Origin of the sequence: endosymbiont of Lamellibrachia barhami (assembly GCF_011947365.2) — a bacterium.
GTDB lineage: Bacteria > Pseudomonadota > Gammaproteobacteria > Chromatiales > Chromatiaceae > QGON01.
On record NZ_JAAVSH020000001.1, the window covers coordinates 786,630 to 805,118 of the forward strand.

Genomic DNA, 18,489 nt, shown 5'->3' on the forward strand with positions numbered 1-18,489 from the left:
CTCTCTCTTTTGACCGGGGGCGCAGCAGGCCAACTGCTGGATGGGGTGTTGATGCCAAAAAGGCATGAACCAAATCTTGTCCTCAATGGCGTGGCGATAGTTGCCGGGCTGAGGGACAACGCATGAAATGGCTGTTTTTCCTGCTTCTACTTGCCAATATCGGTGTCTTCATCTGGGCCTATCCACAGCAGCAGGTTTCCCGGAGTGGCCACCTGAACGCTGATGGGGTTGCAACCTTGATCCTGCTGAGTGAGGTGCCGGAAAAGGCTGAACTACAATCTGAGCAGAAGTCCGACATCCTGAACGATCTTCCTGTTGAGGTTACAGAAGAACCTGCAATGCCCCCCACTTCTGAGGAGAGCTTAACTCCAAGACCTGAACCTGCTCAGACAATAGTGCTTGATAGTGGGGAGATATCTGGGGAAGTGACGCCCGAACCCGTCCTGGAGAAAGGTTTGGAAGAGGAGAAAGAGGAGGCTGAACCTCCCACCGTTGCAGTTTTAGAACCTCAGGTTTCGAAGCCAATTATTCCTCCAGAAGAGGAAATAGCCACTACGGAAGAGCCCGAGAAAGTACGCGTCGATACCACTACCTGTGTAAGCATTGGCCCACTACCCAAGCGTGCCATGGTGGACACACTGTCCATCAGGCTATTGGCTATGGACGTAACAACACGGTTGAAGACCGAGTCTGTGAAAGAGCAGGCCGGCTATTGGGTGGTGGTTCCCCCACAGAAAGATCGTGCTGCCGCTGTAGCCACAGTTAAAAGATTGAAAGGTGCCGGTGTTACGGATCTCTGGCGATTTACCAGCGGTGAACTTGCCCATGCCATCTCTCTGGGACTCTTTCGAAACGAAGACCGGGCAGAGGCCAGGAAAAAGCTGATCGCAGATAAGGGTTTTGATGTCGAGGTTCGTCCAAGAGTGAGAAAACAGTCCTCATACAGACTTGAATATCGCTATAAGAATACTCCTCCTATTTCGGATGATAAGTGGGGGAGCCTCACACAAGCTTTTCCTGGAATCGAGCGCAACGTGATTGATTGTGGAAACGTTGCCACATCCGGCATAAAAGAATAGAATCCCGATCCAACGCCGGCGTAGCTCAGTTGGTAGAGCAGCTGACTTGTAATCAGCTTGTCGGGGGTTCGACTCCTCTCGCCGGCTCCAATGTAATCAAAGGGTTAGCTTGATGCTGCCCTTTTTTATTGCCAGGGTTTTCTGCCTAGTAGCCGAATAGTAGCCAGTGGTACATTTTTCGCGCTTATTCTGGTTGGGTTGGACACCTAAAACAGTGGTTCTCTGGGGTATAAAGAAACACCTCCCTCTATCCCCCGTATCCAGAAAAATCCCCGTAAATATCCAAAATATTCGACTTTCGGGCCTACTGTGTCGCGTATGGGGTTTCAGACTGGCAAAAAATCCGGAATGTTGCGAGAGCTGGCGAGGTCTTTGGTCGGTGGTCTCCGGTTCTTGTGAAATTAACTGTGGCAACCTTAGCGCGGGCGTCGTCACTACAAGCCTTCCAACCATCAACCGTGTCCTCGCATGCGCTGCGGACCGCACCATGGTGGTTTGTCGGGCTATTCCGCTCCTCCTGTTTGCCGCGTCTGTCGTGAAGCCACGATTTCACGAACGAGCAGGAGACGAACAATGACTGGATTCTACGCTCTCACTTGCTTTTTCGTTAAACAGTCTCTGAAGAAAAGGACAGTATCTTATGGATTGTATTAATCCTGATATTTATGTTTGTATTCTTCATAGTGGTCGTATGGACACCGCCTGGAAATGCGCTTTATTTTATTCCTTCAGCCATTGTTGTAGGTGCCACAGAAAAAAGTAATTCTTGAATTAGTTAGGAAAATAGCGGGAATTATTTGAATAAAAACTTAACGTGTAGCTCCTGCGGGCAAAAAAATCATGCGCTCCTGGCAGCCCTTTTTTCTGCCCCGTGCATGGCGTTAGCGGAAATACGAGAAATACTGATACTCAAACATAATGGATTTTCTTACCTTTAAAAGTTTTATCAGCACTACGGTCCTTATTGCGTTTTATTACATTGGCGCGGTTATATTGCCTGTCGGAACATGGTTCTTATCAATATGGCTTATAAAAAAATATAAATTTATTGATGATGCGCACAAAAAAGTAAAGGAAGATATTTGGGGCTTGTTAAATAAAAAACAACAAGTGAAACTGGTTGCGCTGGTTATGACATTCTTTCTATTCATGGAGTTATTTTGGCGAATGCTCTTTGAGTTCTTAATTGCCTACATGCAAATACGTGATGCACTATTGCAGTCATACTCTTTCTGAGTGTTCAACGTGGTAACAATAGGGAGCTTGCTAATTCCCCCGAAAAATCGTTTAAATGTGTGGAATGCCATACAAGTTAAGAATGCCGCAGAATGCTGATGGATAAGGAATCCACTAAGAGATCTGTATAAAATACGGCAAGATCCTATACCCCAGGCTCCAATACCGGAGAGAATCCATGAAGAACATCATACATTCCGTGGTGCTACTGTGCCTCCTCGCAGTGTTCATCCCTGAAGTATCAGCTAATCCCCCGCCAGCCTATGAGGGGAGAGGGCTCTATGTTTCCTACTGTCAGTTGTGTCATGGAACGGGCGGCAAGGGGGATGGTCCTCTCGCAAAGGCGATGAAAATCAGTCCGGCCGATCTGACCACCACGGTACGCTCCAGGAGCGATACCATCCTCATGAAGATCATCACCGGAGAAGGTCGGCAGACAATAACGGGCCGGGACCGTCACAATCTGCTTAGTGATGCCATGCCGGAATGGAAGGATATATTCAGCGAGTCACAGATCAAGTCATTGATCGCATACCTTCGTTTTATGGGCAACACCAAGCATGATCTGATGGGGGATCCCAAGGTGGGCCTGCAACTCTATCAGAAGTATTGCCAGGTTTGTCATGGTGTGGAGGGTGATGGTGATGGCATCATGACGAGACTCATGGGGATTATGCCGATGGATCATACCAATCCCAACGTGACCAATCCTCTCGATAATAAGGAACTGGTCAGTAGCATCCTTGATGGTAAAGGGCGGTTTATGCCGGCTTGGCGCGGTATCCTCAGTCAGGGTGATGTCGAGGCACTGGTCAGTTATATTCGACTGCTCTCTCACTGACGGCAGTGGGATCAGATCTTTCGTTTTGCCAACTCAAACGCCCGATCCGCTACGCTTGATCGTGCCTACGTCTTGAACAGCCACAAGCCATCTTTATATTTGAGCTGAATTGCAAAAGAACAAAGGTTAGGTGATATTGTCTGTGGGAGCCATGCCATATGGCGGTACTCCTGCAGTAACCCGCGCACACTACCCTGGATTATGCGCAGTATTTTATTGGGCGATTTATTCCTGCCATCACCAGCCTTCCTCCATTTGGGCTAAGCTTCAATTGAAAGGTAACAGCCTTGAGCGGAGGTTCGCACCATGACAACACCCATCACTTCCACTGGCGTGAAGATCCCAGGTTCACCCCAGCCACAGTCGTTGAGCGTTCAGGCGCAGCGTATGGAGCTGAATGCGCAGATCGTCTCCGCGTCGGCTGAGTTTCAGTCGGGCGCAGCGGGACAGCCGCAGGCGCTCCTGTTTCGTTCTGCTATCGAAAAGCTCAACGAACTGCTGCTTCCTGAGTTGGGGGAGAATGCGGTTCAACAGGCGACCGACTCAGGTATCGATTTTTCACCGGAGGCCACGGCGGAACGTATTGTCGGTTTTGCCACCGGTTTCTTCCCCGTCTTTCTCGACACTCACTCAAATGAGGATCCCCAGGCGGCGCTGGATGAGTTCATGCAAATCATCCGTGATGCAATCGAGCAGGGCTTTTCCGAGGCGCGGGAGATTCTTGATGGCCTGAGTGTGCTGGAAGGGGATATCGCCGCCAATATTGATACCACTTTTGAGCTTGTGCTCGAAGGATTGGAGCGTTTTGAGATCGAGATGGCACCTGAGGATCTCTGACAACTTTCTTGATCGAAGCTGAGTAAGCAGGTTCGAACATAGTGGAATCGGGACCCCCACTGCTTTAGGATATTCTAAAATTCTCGGTTCGACGCGCTACGCTTGATTGGGCCTACACCTTCTTTCCAAATCAAAATATACTCTGCACACTTTGTGCATTTCAGCCTGTCCTGCCACTCAATCACTGTGTCTAAAAAATGCCCCAACGAATCGAACAATTGAAAAACTGGCTCTTATCCTTGCCGGGAATCGACAATTACACCTTCGAGCCAGCCTCTGGCGATGCCAGTTTTCGCCGCTACTTTCGTATCGAAACCGGTGACAATAGCTATATTGCGATGGATGCCCCGACGGATAAAGAGGAGATGACACCGTTTATCCGCATGGCGGAGGCCCTTGAGTCGATTGGGCTCAATGTGCCCCATATTTATGCCCGCAATCAGGCGGAGGGTTATCTGCTGTTGAGTGATTTGGGCAAGACCCTCTATCTTGACCGGCTCGATGAGACGAATGTGGACCGGCTCTATGGCGATGCCCTGGGGGCGTTGATGGTGATTCAGGCCTGTGGCCCTGTCGAGGGGCTTCCGGACTATGACCGGACGCTGCTGCAACAGGAGATGGCGCTGTTTCGTGAATGGCTGTTGGAGCGGCATCACGGCCTTAGCCTCACTGACGGTGAACACTCCATGTTGGATGTCACCTTTGATTTTCTGGCCGGCAATGCGCTGGATCAGCCACAGGTCTGTGTACACCGCGATTACCACTCCCGCAACCTGATGGTGACCGATCAGTCGAACCCAGGCATCATCGATTTTCAGGACGCAGTGGTTGGGCCAGTGACCTATGATCTGGTCTCACTGCTGCGGGACTGTTATATCAATTGGCCCAAGGCACGCATCGAGGCCTGGGTGATGGGCTACTATGAGCTGGCGGTGCAGTCAGGCGTCTTGCGTAGTGAGCATGAGGATCAGTTCCTGCGCTGGTTTGACCTGATGGGGGTGCAACGCCATCTAAAGGCCAGCGGGATCTTTGCACGTCTCAACATTCGTGACGGCAAACCCGGCTATCTGCAAGATATTCCGCGCACACTCAACTATATTCTTGAGGTGGCACCTGACTATCCTGAGTTGCAGGGGCTGGCCAAGCTGATCCACAGGATTCTCTGAGTGCCCGCTGCTCTGTCCGTTCGGGAGTGGGCTTCACGCATTCCGTGGCGCTCCAGGCGGGCTACAATGAACTGACTCTCTACTGGCAGGGTTGCAACCCGAATCGATTATGGATCTGCGCAGGCTTCTATCTCTTCTGGCCGCACTCTTGTGGGGTGGCGATGTACTGTCGGATGCACAGGGCTTTGCCTCGCTATTCGGTGGCAAACCTGTTTGTGCCGCCAAAGAAACCAAGGGTGTGCGGCTTGCTGCCCCCTTCCCCTTACTTCCTGAGCTGAACCGGCCCGTAGCCATGCTGATGGCGCCCGGGGACGATTCCAACTGGTATCTGGTGCAGCAGCCGGGACGGGTTGTCCGCTTTGATAACAGTTCCCAGGCCAGTCGTGTAACAGCGTTTGTCGATATCAGTGAGCGGGTGGCTGGCGGCGGTGTTGGCGGGGATGAACGGGGGCTGTTGGGTATGGCATTTCACCCCGATTATTCCCGTAACGGCTATCTCTATCTCTCCTATACCGGCAGGCACAAACAGAAGGGGCTGGTTTCCCGAATCTCCCGATTTCATTTGAAACCTGGCGCAGGGGTGGTCGACCCAGCGTCTGAGCGGATTCTGCTCTCGGTTGCCCAGCCCTACAGCAACCACAACGGCGGGCAGATTGCCTTTGGGCCAGAGGGTTATCTCTATTTCGGCTTGGGTGATGGCGGGGCAGGTGGCGACCCGCATGGTCATGGTCAGAATACCCGGACACTGTTGGGTGCGATGTTGCGGATCGATGTGGGTGACGGTGGTTCAGGCCAATACACCATTCCTGCGGACAACCCCTTTGCGGCTGGCGACGGCCGGGGGGAGATCTTTGCCTGGGGTCTGCGCAACCCTTGGCGCTGGAGTTTCGACCGGGAGAGCGGCGATCTGTGGGTTGGGGATGTGGGACAGAATCGTTACGAGGAGATCAACCAACTGGTCAAGGGCGGCAACTATGGCTGGAACAGAATGGAAGGCGATCATTGCTTCGAACCTGCCTCGGATTGCCGGACCAAAGATCTGAAGATGCCGGTAGAGGCGTATGGCCGAAATGAGGGGATTGCCGTTACCGGGGGGTATGTCTATCGGGGCCGGAGGATAACGGCACTATGGGGGAAGTATCTCTATGCCGACTACGGTTCCGGCAGGATCTGGCAACTTTCAGCCAGCGATGAAGCAGGTTATGTGAACTCGGAGTTGTTCAAGACTGATCTGAATATCAGCAGCTTTGCCGAGGCACACGACGGCGAGCTTTTTGTCCTGGGACTGGGTGGGGAGATCTGCAAGATTGTCAATGCACGGGCAAAGTGACTGCCGTTACCCTGGATAATCGATCCTCTCCTACCCCTTCAGTCTGTACTCAATCTCCGGGAGCATGCGTTTCACACAGTTTTCACCCTCCTTGATCGCCTCTTTTCCCCGGTGAAATTCCAGCAGTTCGATGTGGGAAAGCCTGGGTGAGAGCATGATGTCCGGCGGGTCGCCGGCCATGCGGCTACGGGTGATTCGGTCCTGGGTGATATTGATGGAGCCGGCAATGGCGTCAAACAGGCTGGGTGCGGGATCTTTGCTGGGAAAGAGGGTGTCCGAGTAGGCGCGGATGCTGCGGGAGACACTGTCGAGCAGACCTTTATCCTCTGGTGGCTCCTCACGGGTTTTTTTTCTCTGATGCTTGCCCAGGATGTCACCGTTCAGATTGACTGCAATCACGATATCTGCGCCGAGGGCGCGGCAGATAGAGACCGGCACGGGGTTCACCAGACCGCCATCCACCAGCCAGCTGCCCTGATGCCGTACAGGCGGGAACAGGCCCGGCAGTGAAATCGATGCACGGACTGCATCGAGGGTGAGACCTTCAGTGAACCAGACTTCACGCCCTGTCTTCAGATCAGTGGAGACAGCGGCGAAGGTCTTGGGCAACTGTCCGATCTGAATGGCTTCATCGCAGACGCACGCGTCGAGAAAAGCGTGAAACCGCTCGGCGTTGACAAAGCCATTGAGAGAGAGATTAAGTTCAAAGAAGCGAGTGACCGTTCGCTTGGAGAGTGACCTGACCCAGGTTTCGAGGGCCTCCAGATTGCCGGCGGCATGGGATGCCCCGACAATAGAACCGATGGAGCAGCCGCAGATGATGTCAGGCTCGATACCTGTTTTTGCCAGTTCTTTGATGATGCCGATATGTGCCCAGCCCCGTGAAGAACCACTGCCAAGGGCCAGGCCGATGCTCTCTTTTGCCTTATCCATCTCTTTCCAGGATCAGTAACTCAATCTCTTTGGGTTTGATTCCCCGCAGCTTGCTGCGAAGGAGTCGTAGGAGCGGCGTCCCGCCGCGATTGCACCGTAGATGGGAAAATTGCGGCGAGGGCGCCGCTCCTACACTTAAATACCCCGTCCGCTTGCGGTGGGGTAGGAGGTTCAACGGGGTAGTACCGGTTCGACCCCCCAGATTTTTTCGGCATACTCTTTGATTGTCCTGTCACTGGAGAAGTGCCCCATCATGGCGGTATTCATCACCGCCATGCGGTTCCATATCTCCGGGTTCCGATAACAGGCATCCGCATTGTCGCTGGTTTCGAGATAGTCCTGAAAATCGGCCAGCACCAGGAAGGGATCGCTGTTGAGCAGGGTCTCCGAGATGACTTTATAGCGGTTTGGATTGGTTGGTGAAAAGAAGCCGTTGCCGATCATATCCACCACCCGTTTCAGCTCTGGGTTGGTCTCATAGTAGTGGCGGGGATGATAGCCTTTCCGCTTTAGCTGCTCGATGCCGTCGGTAGTCAGGCCAAAGATGAAGAAATTCTCATCGCCGACCTTCTCGCGCATCTCCACATTGGCGCCATCCATGGTGCCGATGGTCAGCGCGCCGTTCAGCGCCAGCTTCATATTGCCTGTGCCAGAGGCCTCCATGCCTGCTGTGGATATCTGCTGGGAGAGTTCCGCGGCCGGGATAATGTCGGAGGCGGTGGTGACATCGTAGTTCGGGATAAACACCACCTTCAACCGATCATTGACCGCAGGATCGTTATCGATGACGTCCGCAACATCGTTGATCAGGCGGATGATCAGTTTCGCCATGAAATAGCCGGGCGCCGCCTTGCCGCCGAAGATGACGGTCCGCGGCACGAAGTCGGCAGATGGGTTGTCCAGCAGCCGGTTATAGAGAGCGATCACCCGCATCACATTGAGCAATTGTCGTTTGTATTCGTGGATGCGTTTCACCTGTACGTCGAACAGGGTATGGGGATCGATTACCTGATTGAGGTAGTGTTTCACCAGTCCGGCAAGCCGCGTTTTATTGATCTGTTTGGCGGCACGAAAACGTTCCTGAAATGTCGTGTCGTCCGCCAGCGGAACGAGATCAGCGAGTTTGTCCAGATCCCGCACCCAGTCATGGCCGATCGCTTCGCAGATCAATTTTGAGAGCGGGCGGTTGGAGAGCAGCAGCCAGCGACGGGGGGTGATGCCGTTGGTGATATTGATGAGTTTGTCGGGATAGAATTCGTGAAAGTCCTTGCAGGTCCTGGTTCGCAGCAGCTCGGAGTGCAGTGCAGAAACGCCATTGACCTTGTGGCTGCCGATAACCGCCAGGTGTGCCATGCGTATACGCCGTTCCCCCTTTTCATCGAAAATGGAGAGGCGCCGTTGGATCTCGCGGTCGTCCGGGTGCAGGTTCCCCACCATCAGCAGAAAGCGCCGGTTGATCTCATAAATGATCTGCAGATGGCGTGGCAGCAGTTGTTCAAACAGCTGTACTGACCAGGTTTCCAGGGCTTCCGGCAACAGGGTGTGGTTGGTATAGGAGAAGACCCGGGTGGTGATGTTCCAGGCCAACTGCCACTGCAGTTTCTCCTTGTCGAGCAGGATACGCATCAGTTCGGCGATGGCGATGGACGGGTGGGTGTCATTGAGCTGGATAGCGACCTTATCCGGCAGATCCTGCAGGTCGTCGTGATCGATGGAGAAGCGGCGCAGGATATCCTTCAGTGAGGCGCTGACGAAAAAGTATTGTTGTTTCAGGCGCAGCACCTGGTTTTTCGCGCTGCTGTCGTCAGGATAGAGCACCTTGGAGATGTTTTCCGATTGGGTCTTCTCCTCCACCGCATGGGTGTACTCCCCCATGTTAAAACAGGTCAGGTCGAAATCCTCGTAGGCCTTGGCACTCCAGAGGCGCAGATTATTGACCGTGTCGTTGTGGTAGCCGGGGATCGGGGTGTCGTAGGCCTGGGCGACAACCACATCCCCGTCGATCCAGTCGAAATGACGCCGGCCGTCCGGGCCCTGGTACTCCATGACCCGGCCGCCAAAGCGGATCTTGTAGGAGACCTCGGGGCGGGGGAACTCCCAGGGATTACCGTGGGCAAGCCAGTTTTCCGGTAGCTCCACCTGACGTCCATCCTCCAGTTTCTGCCGGAACATGCCGTACTCGAAACGGATGCCGTAACCGTAACCGGGAAGGTTGAGGGTCGCCATGGAGTCCAGAAAACAGGCGGCCAGCCGTCCCAGTCCGCCATTGCCGAGGGCGGCGTCGTGTTCCAGGCTGCGCAACTTTTCCAGCTCGACGCCGAGTTTATGCAGGGCCTTGCTGCACTCGTCATGGATATCCATATTGAGCAGACTGTTGACCAGGCTGCGGCCAATGAGGAACTCCATCGAGAGGTAGTAGATCCGTTTGGCATCGCTACGGTAGTAGCTGCGCTGGGTCTCCATCCAACGCTCGATGAGCCGGTCCCGGACCACATGGCTGAAGGCCATCATCCAGTCGTGGTCGGTGGCGGTGAAAGGATCCTTGCCGATGGTGTAGACGAGATGGTTTGAGACCGAACGTTGGATCGCCTTGGGATCGGAGCCGAGATAATCGTATTTGAAAGCGCTTTTTTTTCCGTCGCTCATGGCGGATCCCTTATATCGTTCTTCGGCGGAAGCAGTCACCCAGTATGCCAGCGCGGCGCCAGCAGGGGTATCTGTTTCAGCATCGGTAGGAGCAGTGGATAGCAGATCAGGCCCAGGGAGTCGGTTCCCAGATCCCAAAGGGAGAATAGCCGATGGGGCAGGAAGTACTGAAAAACCTCAATGGCCAGGCCGTAACCCAGCAGGGGTAGGAGTTTTTTCCAGCCCCAAGCGGTGTTGGGAAAAGCGAAGTCGGTAAGAAAGGCGAGCACCAGAAAGGCGGTGAAATGTTCCCATTTGTCGTTTATGTCAGACAATTCACCGGGTAATCCAGCGTCGTGGTGGCCAGATGAGAGATGATCGACTCAGGGTGACTGCCAGGCCGAAACGAAGAGCTGTGTCAGCGGCAGAGTGGTTGCTGGCAGCACTCTCTGTTTGTCGTCAGGCCTTCACGAGCTTACGGCGCGATAACCGATGTCGGTGCGGTAGTAGAGCCTGTCCAGTGGATGCCTGGGCCAATCTGTAGGCTTCGCTGGGCTTGCACGACCGTATCCCCAAGGGCGGTGGCGCAGAGCACCCTTCTGGGCCTCGCAGTCACCACCTGACCCGCCTTTTCGGCGGTTCCTGCGTGAAAGACCTTTCCCTTCGGTCTCGGTCTCGGGTAGGCCGGATATGGCATCACCGCCGGTATAATCCGTTGACACCGCCGGCGGCCAGTACGACACCCAGTGGAGACGCGGATCCGCTGCGGCTCTGGTGTCCAGTTCGCCTTCGATGATGGCGGCAAGACAGTGGGCAACCAGATCCGACTGCATGCGCATCATGATAGGCTGGGTTTCAGGTCTCCGAAACGGCAGCTTGTACTCGATCACCTTTGGGGTGCCGGCTGCGACTATCAGGCCAGCGTAGAGAAAACTGCGTAGGGCAGACCTCCTTCGCCATACCAGATACGGTAAGGTGATTACCGTCCATGATGCGCTGATAAATCCGTTCGTCGACCACCGGGCGGGAGAGTAGGCCCCTCATACCGCCGATGGTGTAGACGAGATGGTTTGAGACCGAACGTTGGATCGCCTTGGGATCGGAGCCGAGATAATCGTATTTGAAAGCGCTTTTTTTTCCGTCGCTCATGGCGGATCCCTTATATCGTTCTTCGGCGGAAGCAGTCACCCAGTATGCCAGCGCGGCGCCAGCAGGGGTATCTGTTTCAGCATCGGTAGGAGCAGTGGATAGCAGATCAGGCCCAGGGAGTCGGCTCCCAGATCCCAAAGGGAGAATAGCCGATGGGGCAGGAAGTACTGAAAAACCTCAATGGCCAGGCCGTAACCCAGCAGGGGCAGGAACTTTTTCCAGCCCCAAGCGGTGTTGGGAAAAGCGAAGTCGGCAAGAAAGGCGAGCACCAGAAAGGCGGTGAAATGTTCCCATTTGTCGTTTATGTCAGACACCACCGGGTAATCCAGCGTCGTGGTGGCCAGATGAGAGATGATCACCAGGGTGACTGCCAGGCCGAAACGAAAGAGCTGTGTCAGCGGCAGAGTGGTTGCTGGCAGCACTCTCTGTTTGTCGTCAGGCCTCTTCACGAGCTACGGCGCGATAACCGATGTCGGTGCGGTAGTAGAGCCTGTCCCAGTGGATGCGCCTGGCCAATTCGTAGGCTTTCCGCTGGGCTTGCACGACCGTATCCCCAAGGGCGGTGGCGCAGAGCACCCTTCCGCCTGCAGTCACCACCTGACCCGCCTTTTCGGCGGTTCCTGCGTGGAAGACCTTCTCCCCTTCGGTCTCGGTCTCGGGTAGGCCGGATATGGCATCACCGCCGGTATAACTGCCGGGATAACCGCCGGCGGCCAGTACGACACCCAGTGAGACGCGGGGATCCCAAGCGGTGGTTTCGGTGTCCAGTCTGCCTTCGATGGCGGCAAGACAGTGGGCAACCAGATCCGACTGCATGCGCATCATGATAGGCTGGGTTTCAGGGTCTCCGAAACGGCAGTTGTACTCGATCACCTTTGGGGTGCCGTCGGCTGCGATCATCAGGCCAGCGTAGAGAAAACCGGTGTAGGGCAGACCCTCCTTCGCCATACCAGATACGGTGGGCAGGATTACCTCGTCCATGATGCGCTGATAAATCCGTTCGTCGACCACCGGGGCGGGAGAGTAGGCCCCCATACCGCCGGTGTTCAGACCGGTATCGCCATCCCCTACGCGTTTGTGATCCTGGCTGGTGGCCATCGGCAGGACATGTTTCCCATCCGCCATGACGATGAAACTGGCCTCTTCACCCTCCAGGAACTCTTCGATCACTACCCGATGGCCAGCCTCGCCGAAGGCGTTGCCGGCGAGCATGTCGGATACAGCGGCTTTGGCCTCCGCTTCAGTCATGGCTACGATCACCCCCTTGCCAGCGGCCAGGCCATCGGCCTTGACTACGATCGGCGCGCCCTTCTCTGCAATATAGGCGAGGGCCGGTTCCACCTCGGTGAAGGCCTGATACTCCCCGGTGGGGATATTGTGACGGGCGAGAAAGTCCTTGGTGAAGGTCTTGGAACCTTCAAGTTGGGCTGCACCCCGGGTTGGGCCGAAACAGTTGAGTCCGGCAGCGGTAAAGGCATCCACCACTCCGATTACCAACGGGACCTCAGGACCCACGATGGTGAGTCCGATATCATTCTCTTGCGCGAATGCGATCAACTCATCGATGGCATCAACACCAAGCGGAATATTCTCCAGTTTGGGTTCCAGCGCAGTGCCAGCGTTGCCGGGGGCGACGAAGATGCGTTCTGCCAGCGGAGATTGGGCGGCTTTCCAGGCCAGCGCGTGTTCACGGCCGCCGGAGCCGATGATGAGAATGTTCATGCTGATATGTCTGTGATCCTGTTGGGGTGGGAGGTTATGGCTTATAAAACTGTTGATGAATCGAATTGTAAATTTTCACCCGCAAGATGCAAGGGTGAATCTTGGGCTGTGGTTACCGTTTTGATTGTTAATTATTGTAAACGGCTATTTCACGGACAGTTGAGACCAACAGGGAAAAGGAGTTGACCAAACATCCGCCGGCGCTGAGCAAGGTTGAAGACTGGGTCAGCCAGGCCAAGGATCTGCCTAAGCTTCTGACCTAATTGATTGAATTCGTCCGGAAACGCCATTTATACCACGAAGGTAAGAGATTGATTAACCATGAATTTTCTTCGCGTACTTCGTGGTGAAAACAGTGTTTTCGGACGGAAGCTATTTATGCCCGGTCACACCCCGGTCGCTTTTCTCGATGAAGCGGACGAGTTTTTCCACCTCTTCTATCAATTCCTCTCCCTTAAGCTGTTCCAGTGCTTGTGAGATATTCAGGCCAGAGAGAAACAGTGTCTTATAGGCCTGTTTGATCGCCGCCCGTGTCTTGGGGTTAAAGCCACTGCGTTTGAGGCCAATAGCGTTGAGACCGACCAGTCGCGCCGGATTGCCGTCGCAGGTGGCGTAGGGCGGCACATCTTTCACCACCTTTGAGCAGCCGCCGAGCATGGCGTGGTCGCCGATGAAGGTGAACTGGTGGATTCCCACCAGGCCGGAGACGAATGCCTTGTCTCCGATGCCGACATGACCTGCGATGGTGCTGTTGGGGCCGAAGATATTGTTGTTGCCGAAACGGCAGTCGTGTCCGGCATGGAATCCGCACATGAAGTAGTTGTCGTTGCCGATGAGGGTTCCCTCCTCGGTCTTCACTCCACGGCTGATGTTCACCCCCTCCTTGATGTGATTGTCATCACCAATGACGAGAGGCTTGCTGTTGGCGGGATCGAAGGTGAGATCCTGGGGTTCGCAGCCCAGCATGGCGCCGCTACAGACCCGGTTGTTTCTGCCCAGACTTGTGCCGCGAAAGATACGTACGCCGCTGTCGATGACACAGTCCTCGCCGATTATTACATCGGATTCGATGAGGGAGAAGGGGCCGACAGTGACCGATTCATGCAGATCGGCACCGTCCTCAATGATGGCGGTGGGGTGGATTCGCTTCATGAAATCAATGTTTAACCACGAAGGGCGCGAAGTGTTTAAGCCTTAGTGTTCTTCGTGCCCATCGTGGTAAAGCTGATTAGTGACGGAAGTGGCGCATGCCGGTAAAGACCATGGCCATGCCGTGTTCGTTTGCAGCAGCGATCGCCTCGTCATCGCGCATGGAACCGCCGGGCTGGATCACTGCAACGATGCCGGCTTCTGCGGCGTTGTCGATGCCGTCCCGGAAGGGGAAGAAGGCGTCGGATGCCATCACGGAACCCTTCACTTTCAGGCCTGCATGTTCCGCTTTGATGCCGGCGATGCGGGCGGAGTTGATGCGGCTCATCTGACCGGCGCCGACACCGATGGTCATGCCGTCCCTGCCGTAGACGATAGCGTTGGACTTGACGAACTTGGCGACGCGCCAGGTAAAGAGCAGATCGCGCATCTCCTCATCTGTGGGCTGGCGTTCGGTGACGACCTTAATCTCGTTGGTGAGTTGCAGGTCGGCGTCCTGTACCAGCAGGCCGCCGTTGACGCGCTTGAACTCGGTGCGGTGCAGTGCTTCGACATTCCACTCGCCGCACTCCAGCAGGCGCACATTCTTCTTGCTGCTGACCGCTTCGATGGCTGCGGCGGAGAGATTGGGCGCGATGATCACCTCGACGAACTGCCGGTCAACGATGGCCTGGGCGGTCTCGCCGTCCAGTTCGCCGTTGAAGGCGATGATGCCGCCGAAGGCGGATTCCGGATCGGTGCTGTAGGCGCGATCATAGGCTTCGAGCAGATTGTCGCCGAAAGCCACGCCGCAGGGGTTGGCGTGTTTGACGATGACGCAGGCGGGGCCCTCGTCAAAGTTCTTCACGCACTCCAGGGCTGCGTCGGTGTCGCCGATATTGTTGTAGGAGAGTTCCTTGCCCTGGATCTGTTTGGTGGTGGCGATGCATGCTTCCTCGACCTTGTGTTCAACGAAGAAGGCCGCCTTTTGATGCGGATTCTCGCCGTAGCGCATGGTCTGCACCTGCTTGAACTGCATGGAGAAGGTGCGGGGAAAGTCTGCCACCTCTTCGCCGGTGCGGGCGCCCAGGTAGTTGGCGATGGCTGCATCGTAGCGGGCGGTGTGTTCGAAGGTCTTTACCGCCAGGTCAAAGCGGGTGGCAGCGGAGATATCGCCGTCGTTGCCGTCCATCTCCTCCAGAACCCGCGCATAGTCTGCGGCGTCCACCACCACGGTGACGTCCTTGTGGTTCTTGGCGGCGGCGCGAATCATGGTGGGGCCACCGATGTCGATATTCTCGATTGCGGTCGGCAGATCGCAGTCGGGATTGGCCACGGTCTGCTCAAAGGGATAGAGGTTGACCACGATCAGATCGATATTGCCGATACCATTCTCTTTCATTACCTGGTCATCGGTACCGCGCCGGCCGAGAATGCCGCCGTGAATCTTGGGGTGCAGGGTCTTGACCCGCCCATCCATCATCTCCGGGAAACCGGTGTACTCGGAGACCTCGATGACTGGGACATTGTTGTCGGTAAGCAGCTTGGCAGTGCCGCCGGTGGAGAGGATTTCAACGTTTTTTTCGGCCAGGCTGCGGGCGAATTCCACGATGCCGGTCTTATCGGAAACGCTGATCAGGGCGCGGGTAATCGAAGACATGATAGGTCTATCCGTTTGTTTGGAGGGATTAATGAGATGTTATGTTTGCTTGAGCACAATATACAGTGCCGAAAGCGTCCCTGGTGAAATAGTCTAAGGACAGATTCCGGCAGCGGGTTCAATCCAGGTCGTAGAGCGAGAGTTTTTTGCGTAACGTGCTGCGGCTGATGCCGAGAATAGCGGCTGCGCGGGTCTGGTTGCCACCGGCATATTCCATGACGCTCTCCAACAGAGGCGCCTCGACTTCATTCATCACCATGCGGTAGAGGTTGCTTGTACCGTGCCCATCAAGATGGCTGAAATAGCGTTGCATCGCATCCTGAACGCAATGACGTAGAGGCTCGCTTTTCTTGCTGTGAGTGACTGTCAGTGTGGAATCCCCATCACTCCTGAACATACCTGCTTCCATATTCATGCCGCCAAGCTCCCCGTGCTTGTCTTAACTATCGAAAAAAACGTGGATAAGCTGCAGTTGCTCGTCCGCTGTTTCCGAGTCATTTATCGTTTTTCTAAACTCCGCACCGCCTCTATGGGCTTTGCTGTACCACGCAATATGCTTGCGGGCAATGCGAACACCCTGATGTTCCCCATAGAAATCATAGAGTGTCTGCAGATGTTCCAACAGTAACGCCTTCACCCAAGAGGGGGATGGCTCAGCCAGCTTTTCGCCGGTCTTCAAATAGTGATCGATCTCGCGAAAGATCCAGGGTCTCCCCTGGGCCGCCCGGCCGATCATGATCCCGTCTGCACCGGTTGTCTCAAGCACTTTCTGTGCCTTCTCCGGTGTTCTAATATCCCCATTCGCAATCACCGGGATGGTGACTGACTCTTTGATGGCGCGGATGGTGTCATATTCCGCGTCACCCGAAAATTTGCAGGCTCTGGTACGGCCATGGACCGCCAGTGCCTGTATGCCCGCCGCTTCAGCGATCTGAGCAATGCGCACCCCGTTTCGGTTCTGTCGATCCCAGCCGGTGCGGATCTTCAGCGTTACCGGGGCCTCGACGGCAGAAACCGTTGCCGTCAATATGTCAGTGATCAGGGCCTCATCCTGCAGCAGAGCCGAACCCGCCGATGTCTTACAAACCTTTTTTGCCGGGCAACCCATGTTGATATCGATGATCTGGGCGCCATTGGCGACGTTTGCCCGTGCCGCCTCCGCCATCGTTCGCGGATCAGATCCGAGGATCTGCACCGCAATGGGGCCGGTCTCCCCTTCGTGATCGAGTCGCCGCAGCGTTTTACGGCTGCCCCAGAGCGACGAGTCGGCTGAAACCATCTCGGAAACAGCGAGTCCTGCGCCATGCCGCCGGCAAAGCTGGCGGAAGGGTCGATCGGTCACTCCGGCCATCGGCGCCAACAGGAGATTGTTTTCCAGCCTGTAGGGTCCGATGCGCATATCGACGATGAGATCGAGCCCTAAAATCGAGGGGAAAGGCGTCAGATAATAACGCCATTTTCAGGGTGAATCAAAGGTTCATGGTCATTATTCTTTGATTATTGCAACAGTGGCAAAAATGCAACAGATAGCCTTGTAGCGCTGTCGGCAGATAGGCGAATAATAACCCGTTGGATTGAAAGGGATTATTGAGTGGGCGCGTCTGTCCGCAGGAGTGGTGCCTCTCCGCGAAACCCACGGACTAACCGCCGCAGGGTGCCGCTCTGGCTGAGCATTGTTACAGAAAATCGAACTTAAAACCGGTGACTTCGTCGCCTGGATCAACCAACTCCATTATGACCTCGATGAGACGAAAGCGTGGCATGGGCGAATTGGCGGAGATCCCGGCAGGCAGGTATTCCGATGGGTCGAAGAGACGGGTTGCAAGCATCTTTCCGGCGTCATTGAAAAGACTGAGTTGAAGTTGGGGGAAGGGTTGTTTGAAAGAGGCATTGTTTATCATGTTGAGCTGGAATGATAGTGCCTGAGGATGCACGGAGTGGAGGCGCAGGTCCAGATGGTCTGTCTCTATGCGGGAGAGATCACGGCGTTGCGGTGGTGTGCAGTTGAGTGCCTGACACATCACCGAGAGAAGTTGTCTGCCACTTTCGTAGTGAATGGCCTCGCTGCGGAACTGCCAGATCAATTGCAGCCCCAGGATCAGAATAAGCCCGACTGCGCCTACCCCCCAGAGCATGCCTGCGAAGGGCTTGCGAGGTTCGATAAACTGCACCTCTGGGTAGGGGGTGGACATTTGTTGTCCCGTTGCCGTTATTTCAGTCGGATCGTTTGTGATCGATAGCTCATCGGGTTCAGAGATGAGTACGGACTCGAGCTCATCCAGTGGTTCGTCAAACTCCGTCCCGATGGCTGGACCGTGGTCACCAAAGACCGCAGCCTCTCCGCGCAGTACGAGCACACCCTGCTGGTGACTGAAACGGGCTGTGAGGTACTGACCCTGCGGCTGAAGCATAGCCGACCCACCTGAAAGTGATCTCGGCAATAGACCCACGTTCGGACTCTCCGTGCTTGACCAGGCGCTGGCAGGCACCTCATCCACACCTATCCCGGTTTTTCGCGACTTCCTGAAGCTGGGCACTGAAACGATCAGGGAAAGATTTAATCAGGAACAGCCGATAACCCAGCTGGTGGGCGCCCGCGCCCATCTGGTCGATGCCGTCCTGGAGCGCGCCTGCAATCTCCACTTCCAGGATTCCACTGACGCCGCACTGGTCGCAGTGGGTGGGTATGGCCGGGGAGAGCTCCATCCTGCTTCAGACATCGACCTGCAGATTCTGCTCGACCACGAAGATCACTGAACAAGCCGTAGGAACCCTTACTGGGC

Annotated in this window: 19 protein-coding genes and 1 tRNA gene; 8 read left to right on the plus strand and 12 right to left on the minus strand. The window is 55.2% G+C overall.

What is annotated here, in order from left to right; all coding sequences use genetic code 11:
- Nucleotides 1-122 precede the first annotated feature (122 nt).
- The 7 genes from G9Q73_RS03485 to G9Q73_RS03515 all read left to right on the plus strand — a co-directional run bounded on the left by G9Q73_RS03485 (nt 123) and on the right by G9Q73_RS03515 (nt 6,489).
- Entirely contained in the window at nt 123-1,079 is a 957-nt protein-coding gene (locus G9Q73_RS03485) for a hypothetical protein (protein WP_177418574.1), read from the plus strand.
- A gap of 14 nt (nt 1,080-1,093) precedes the next feature.
- Nucleotides 1,094-1,169, plus strand: a tRNA-Thr gene (locus tag G9Q73_RS03490).
- Nucleotides 1,170-1,997: 828 nt separating this feature from the next.
- Nucleotides 1,998-2,315 carry a DUF4282 domain-containing protein gene (locus G9Q73_RS03495; RefSeq protein ID WP_177418575.1) on the plus strand — a complete coding sequence of 106 codons (318 nt, stop codon included), beginning with the start codon at nt 1,998-2,000 and terminating at the stop codon, nt 2,313-2,315.
- Nucleotides 2,316-2,493: 178 nt separating this feature from the next.
- Nucleotides 2,494-3,156 carry a c-type cytochrome gene (locus G9Q73_RS03500; RefSeq protein WP_177418576.1) on the plus strand — a complete coding sequence of 221 codons (663 nt, stop codon included), beginning with the start codon at nt 2,494-2,496 and terminating at the stop codon, nt 3,154-3,156.
- 306 nt (nt 3,157-3,462) lie between these two features.
- On the plus strand, nt 3,463-3,993 hold the full coding sequence (locus G9Q73_RS03505; protein WP_177418577.1) for a DUF5610 domain-containing protein: 531 nt from the start codon (nt 3,463-3,465) through the stop codon (nt 3,991-3,993).
- 197 nt (nt 3,994-4,190) lie between these two features.
- Nucleotides 4,191-5,159 carry an aminoglycoside phosphotransferase family protein gene (locus G9Q73_RS03510; protein WP_177418578.1) on the plus strand — a complete coding sequence of 323 codons (969 nt, stop codon included), beginning with the start codon at nt 4,191-4,193 and terminating at the stop codon, nt 5,157-5,159.
- A 109-nt stretch (nt 5,160-5,268) separates the two neighbouring features.
- Nucleotides 5,269-6,489 (plus strand): PQQ-dependent sugar dehydrogenase, encoded by a 1,221-nt coding sequence (locus G9Q73_RS03515; protein WP_177418579.1) that lies wholly within the window; start codon nt 5,269-5,271, stop codon nt 6,487-6,489.
- Nucleotides 6,490-6,519: 30 nt separating this feature from the next.
- On the opposite strand, the gene rssA is transcribed toward G9Q73_RS03515, so the two are convergent.
- The 12 genes from rssA to G9Q73_RS19385 all read right to left on the minus strand — a co-directional run bounded on the left by rssA (nt 6,520) and on the right by G9Q73_RS19385 (nt 17,898).
- Nucleotides 6,520-7,422, minus strand: a complete 903-nt coding sequence (gene rssA / locus G9Q73_RS03520; RefSeq protein WP_177418580.1) for a patatin-like phospholipase RssA — start codon at nt 7,420-7,422, stop codon at nt 6,520-6,522.
- Between the two features lie 171 nt (nt 7,423-7,593).
- On the minus strand, nt 7,594-10,068 hold the full coding sequence (locus tag G9Q73_RS03525) for a glycogen/starch/alpha-glucan phosphorylase (RefSeq protein WP_177418581.1): 2,475 nt from the start codon (nt 10,066-10,068) through the stop codon (nt 7,594-7,596).
- Between the two features lie 35 nt (nt 10,069-10,103).
- A complete protein-coding gene (locus G9Q73_RS03530) occupies nt 10,104-10,382 on the minus strand; it encodes a VanZ family protein (protein ID WP_177418582.1) in 279 nt (92 codons plus the stop codon).
- A gap of 132 nt (nt 10,383-10,514) precedes the next feature.
- The gene (locus G9Q73_RS03535; RefSeq protein WP_177418583.1) at nt 10,515-10,937 is read right to left on the minus strand and encodes a hypothetical protein; all 423 of its coding nucleotides are present in this window, start codon (nt 10,935-10,937) and stop codon (nt 10,515-10,517) included.
- A complete protein-coding gene (locus G9Q73_RS03540) occupies nt 10,903-11,196 on the minus strand; it encodes a hypothetical protein (RefSeq protein WP_177418584.1) in 294 nt (97 codons plus the stop codon). The genes G9Q73_RS03535 and G9Q73_RS03540 overlap by 35 nt, the downstream gene beginning before the upstream one ends.
- A 35-nt stretch (nt 11,197-11,231) precedes the next feature.
- The gene (locus tag G9Q73_RS03545) at nt 11,232-11,645 is read right to left on the minus strand and encodes a VanZ family protein (RefSeq protein WP_369408826.1); all 414 of its coding nucleotides are present in this window, start codon (nt 11,643-11,645) and stop codon (nt 11,232-11,234) included.
- On the minus strand, nt 11,632-12,918 hold the full coding sequence (gene purD, locus G9Q73_RS03550; protein WP_177418585.1) for a phosphoribosylamine--glycine ligase: 1,287 nt from the start codon (nt 12,916-12,918) through the stop codon (nt 11,632-11,634). Before purD ends, G9Q73_RS03545 begins: the two co-directional genes overlap by 14 nt.
- Nucleotides 12,919-13,290: 372 nt before the next feature.
- Entirely contained in the window at nt 13,291-14,070 is a 780-nt protein-coding gene (gene lpxA, locus G9Q73_RS03560) for an acyl-ACP--UDP-N-acetylglucosamine O-acyltransferase (protein ID WP_177418586.1), read from the minus strand.
- A 76-nt stretch (nt 14,071-14,146) separates the two neighbouring features.
- Nucleotides 14,147-15,706, minus strand: a complete 1,560-nt coding sequence (gene purH / locus G9Q73_RS03565) for a bifunctional phosphoribosylaminoimidazolecarboxamide formyltransferase/IMP cyclohydrolase (protein ID WP_177418587.1) — start codon at nt 15,704-15,706, stop codon at nt 14,147-14,149.
- A gap of 118 nt (nt 15,707-15,824) precedes the next feature.
- Nucleotides 15,825-16,121: a DNA-binding transcriptional regulator Fis gene (gene fis, locus G9Q73_RS03570; protein WP_304956547.1), complete on the minus strand. Its 297-nt coding sequence runs from the start codon at nt 16,119-16,121 to the stop codon at nt 15,825-15,827.
- A 24-nt stretch (nt 16,122-16,145) separates the two neighbouring features.
- Nucleotides 16,146-17,105, minus strand: coding sequence for a tRNA dihydrouridine synthase DusB (gene dusB, locus G9Q73_RS03575; RefSeq protein ID WP_177418588.1), 960 nt, complete (start codon nt 17,103-17,105; stop codon nt 16,146-16,148).
- Between the two features lie 277 nt (nt 17,106-17,382).
- Nucleotides 17,383-17,898, minus strand: coding sequence for a DUF3426 domain-containing protein (locus G9Q73_RS19385; RefSeq protein ID WP_369408935.1), 516 nt, complete (start codon nt 17,896-17,898; stop codon nt 17,383-17,385).
- 271 nt (nt 17,899-18,169) lie between these two features.
- On the opposite strand from G9Q73_RS19385, the gene G9Q73_RS19395 reads away from it, so the two are divergent.
- A complete protein-coding gene (locus tag G9Q73_RS19395) occupies nt 18,170-18,463 on the plus strand; it encodes a nucleotidyltransferase domain-containing protein (RefSeq protein WP_369408827.1) in 294 nt (97 codons plus the stop codon).
- The last annotated feature ends 26 nt before the right edge of the window (nt 18,464-18,489 follow it).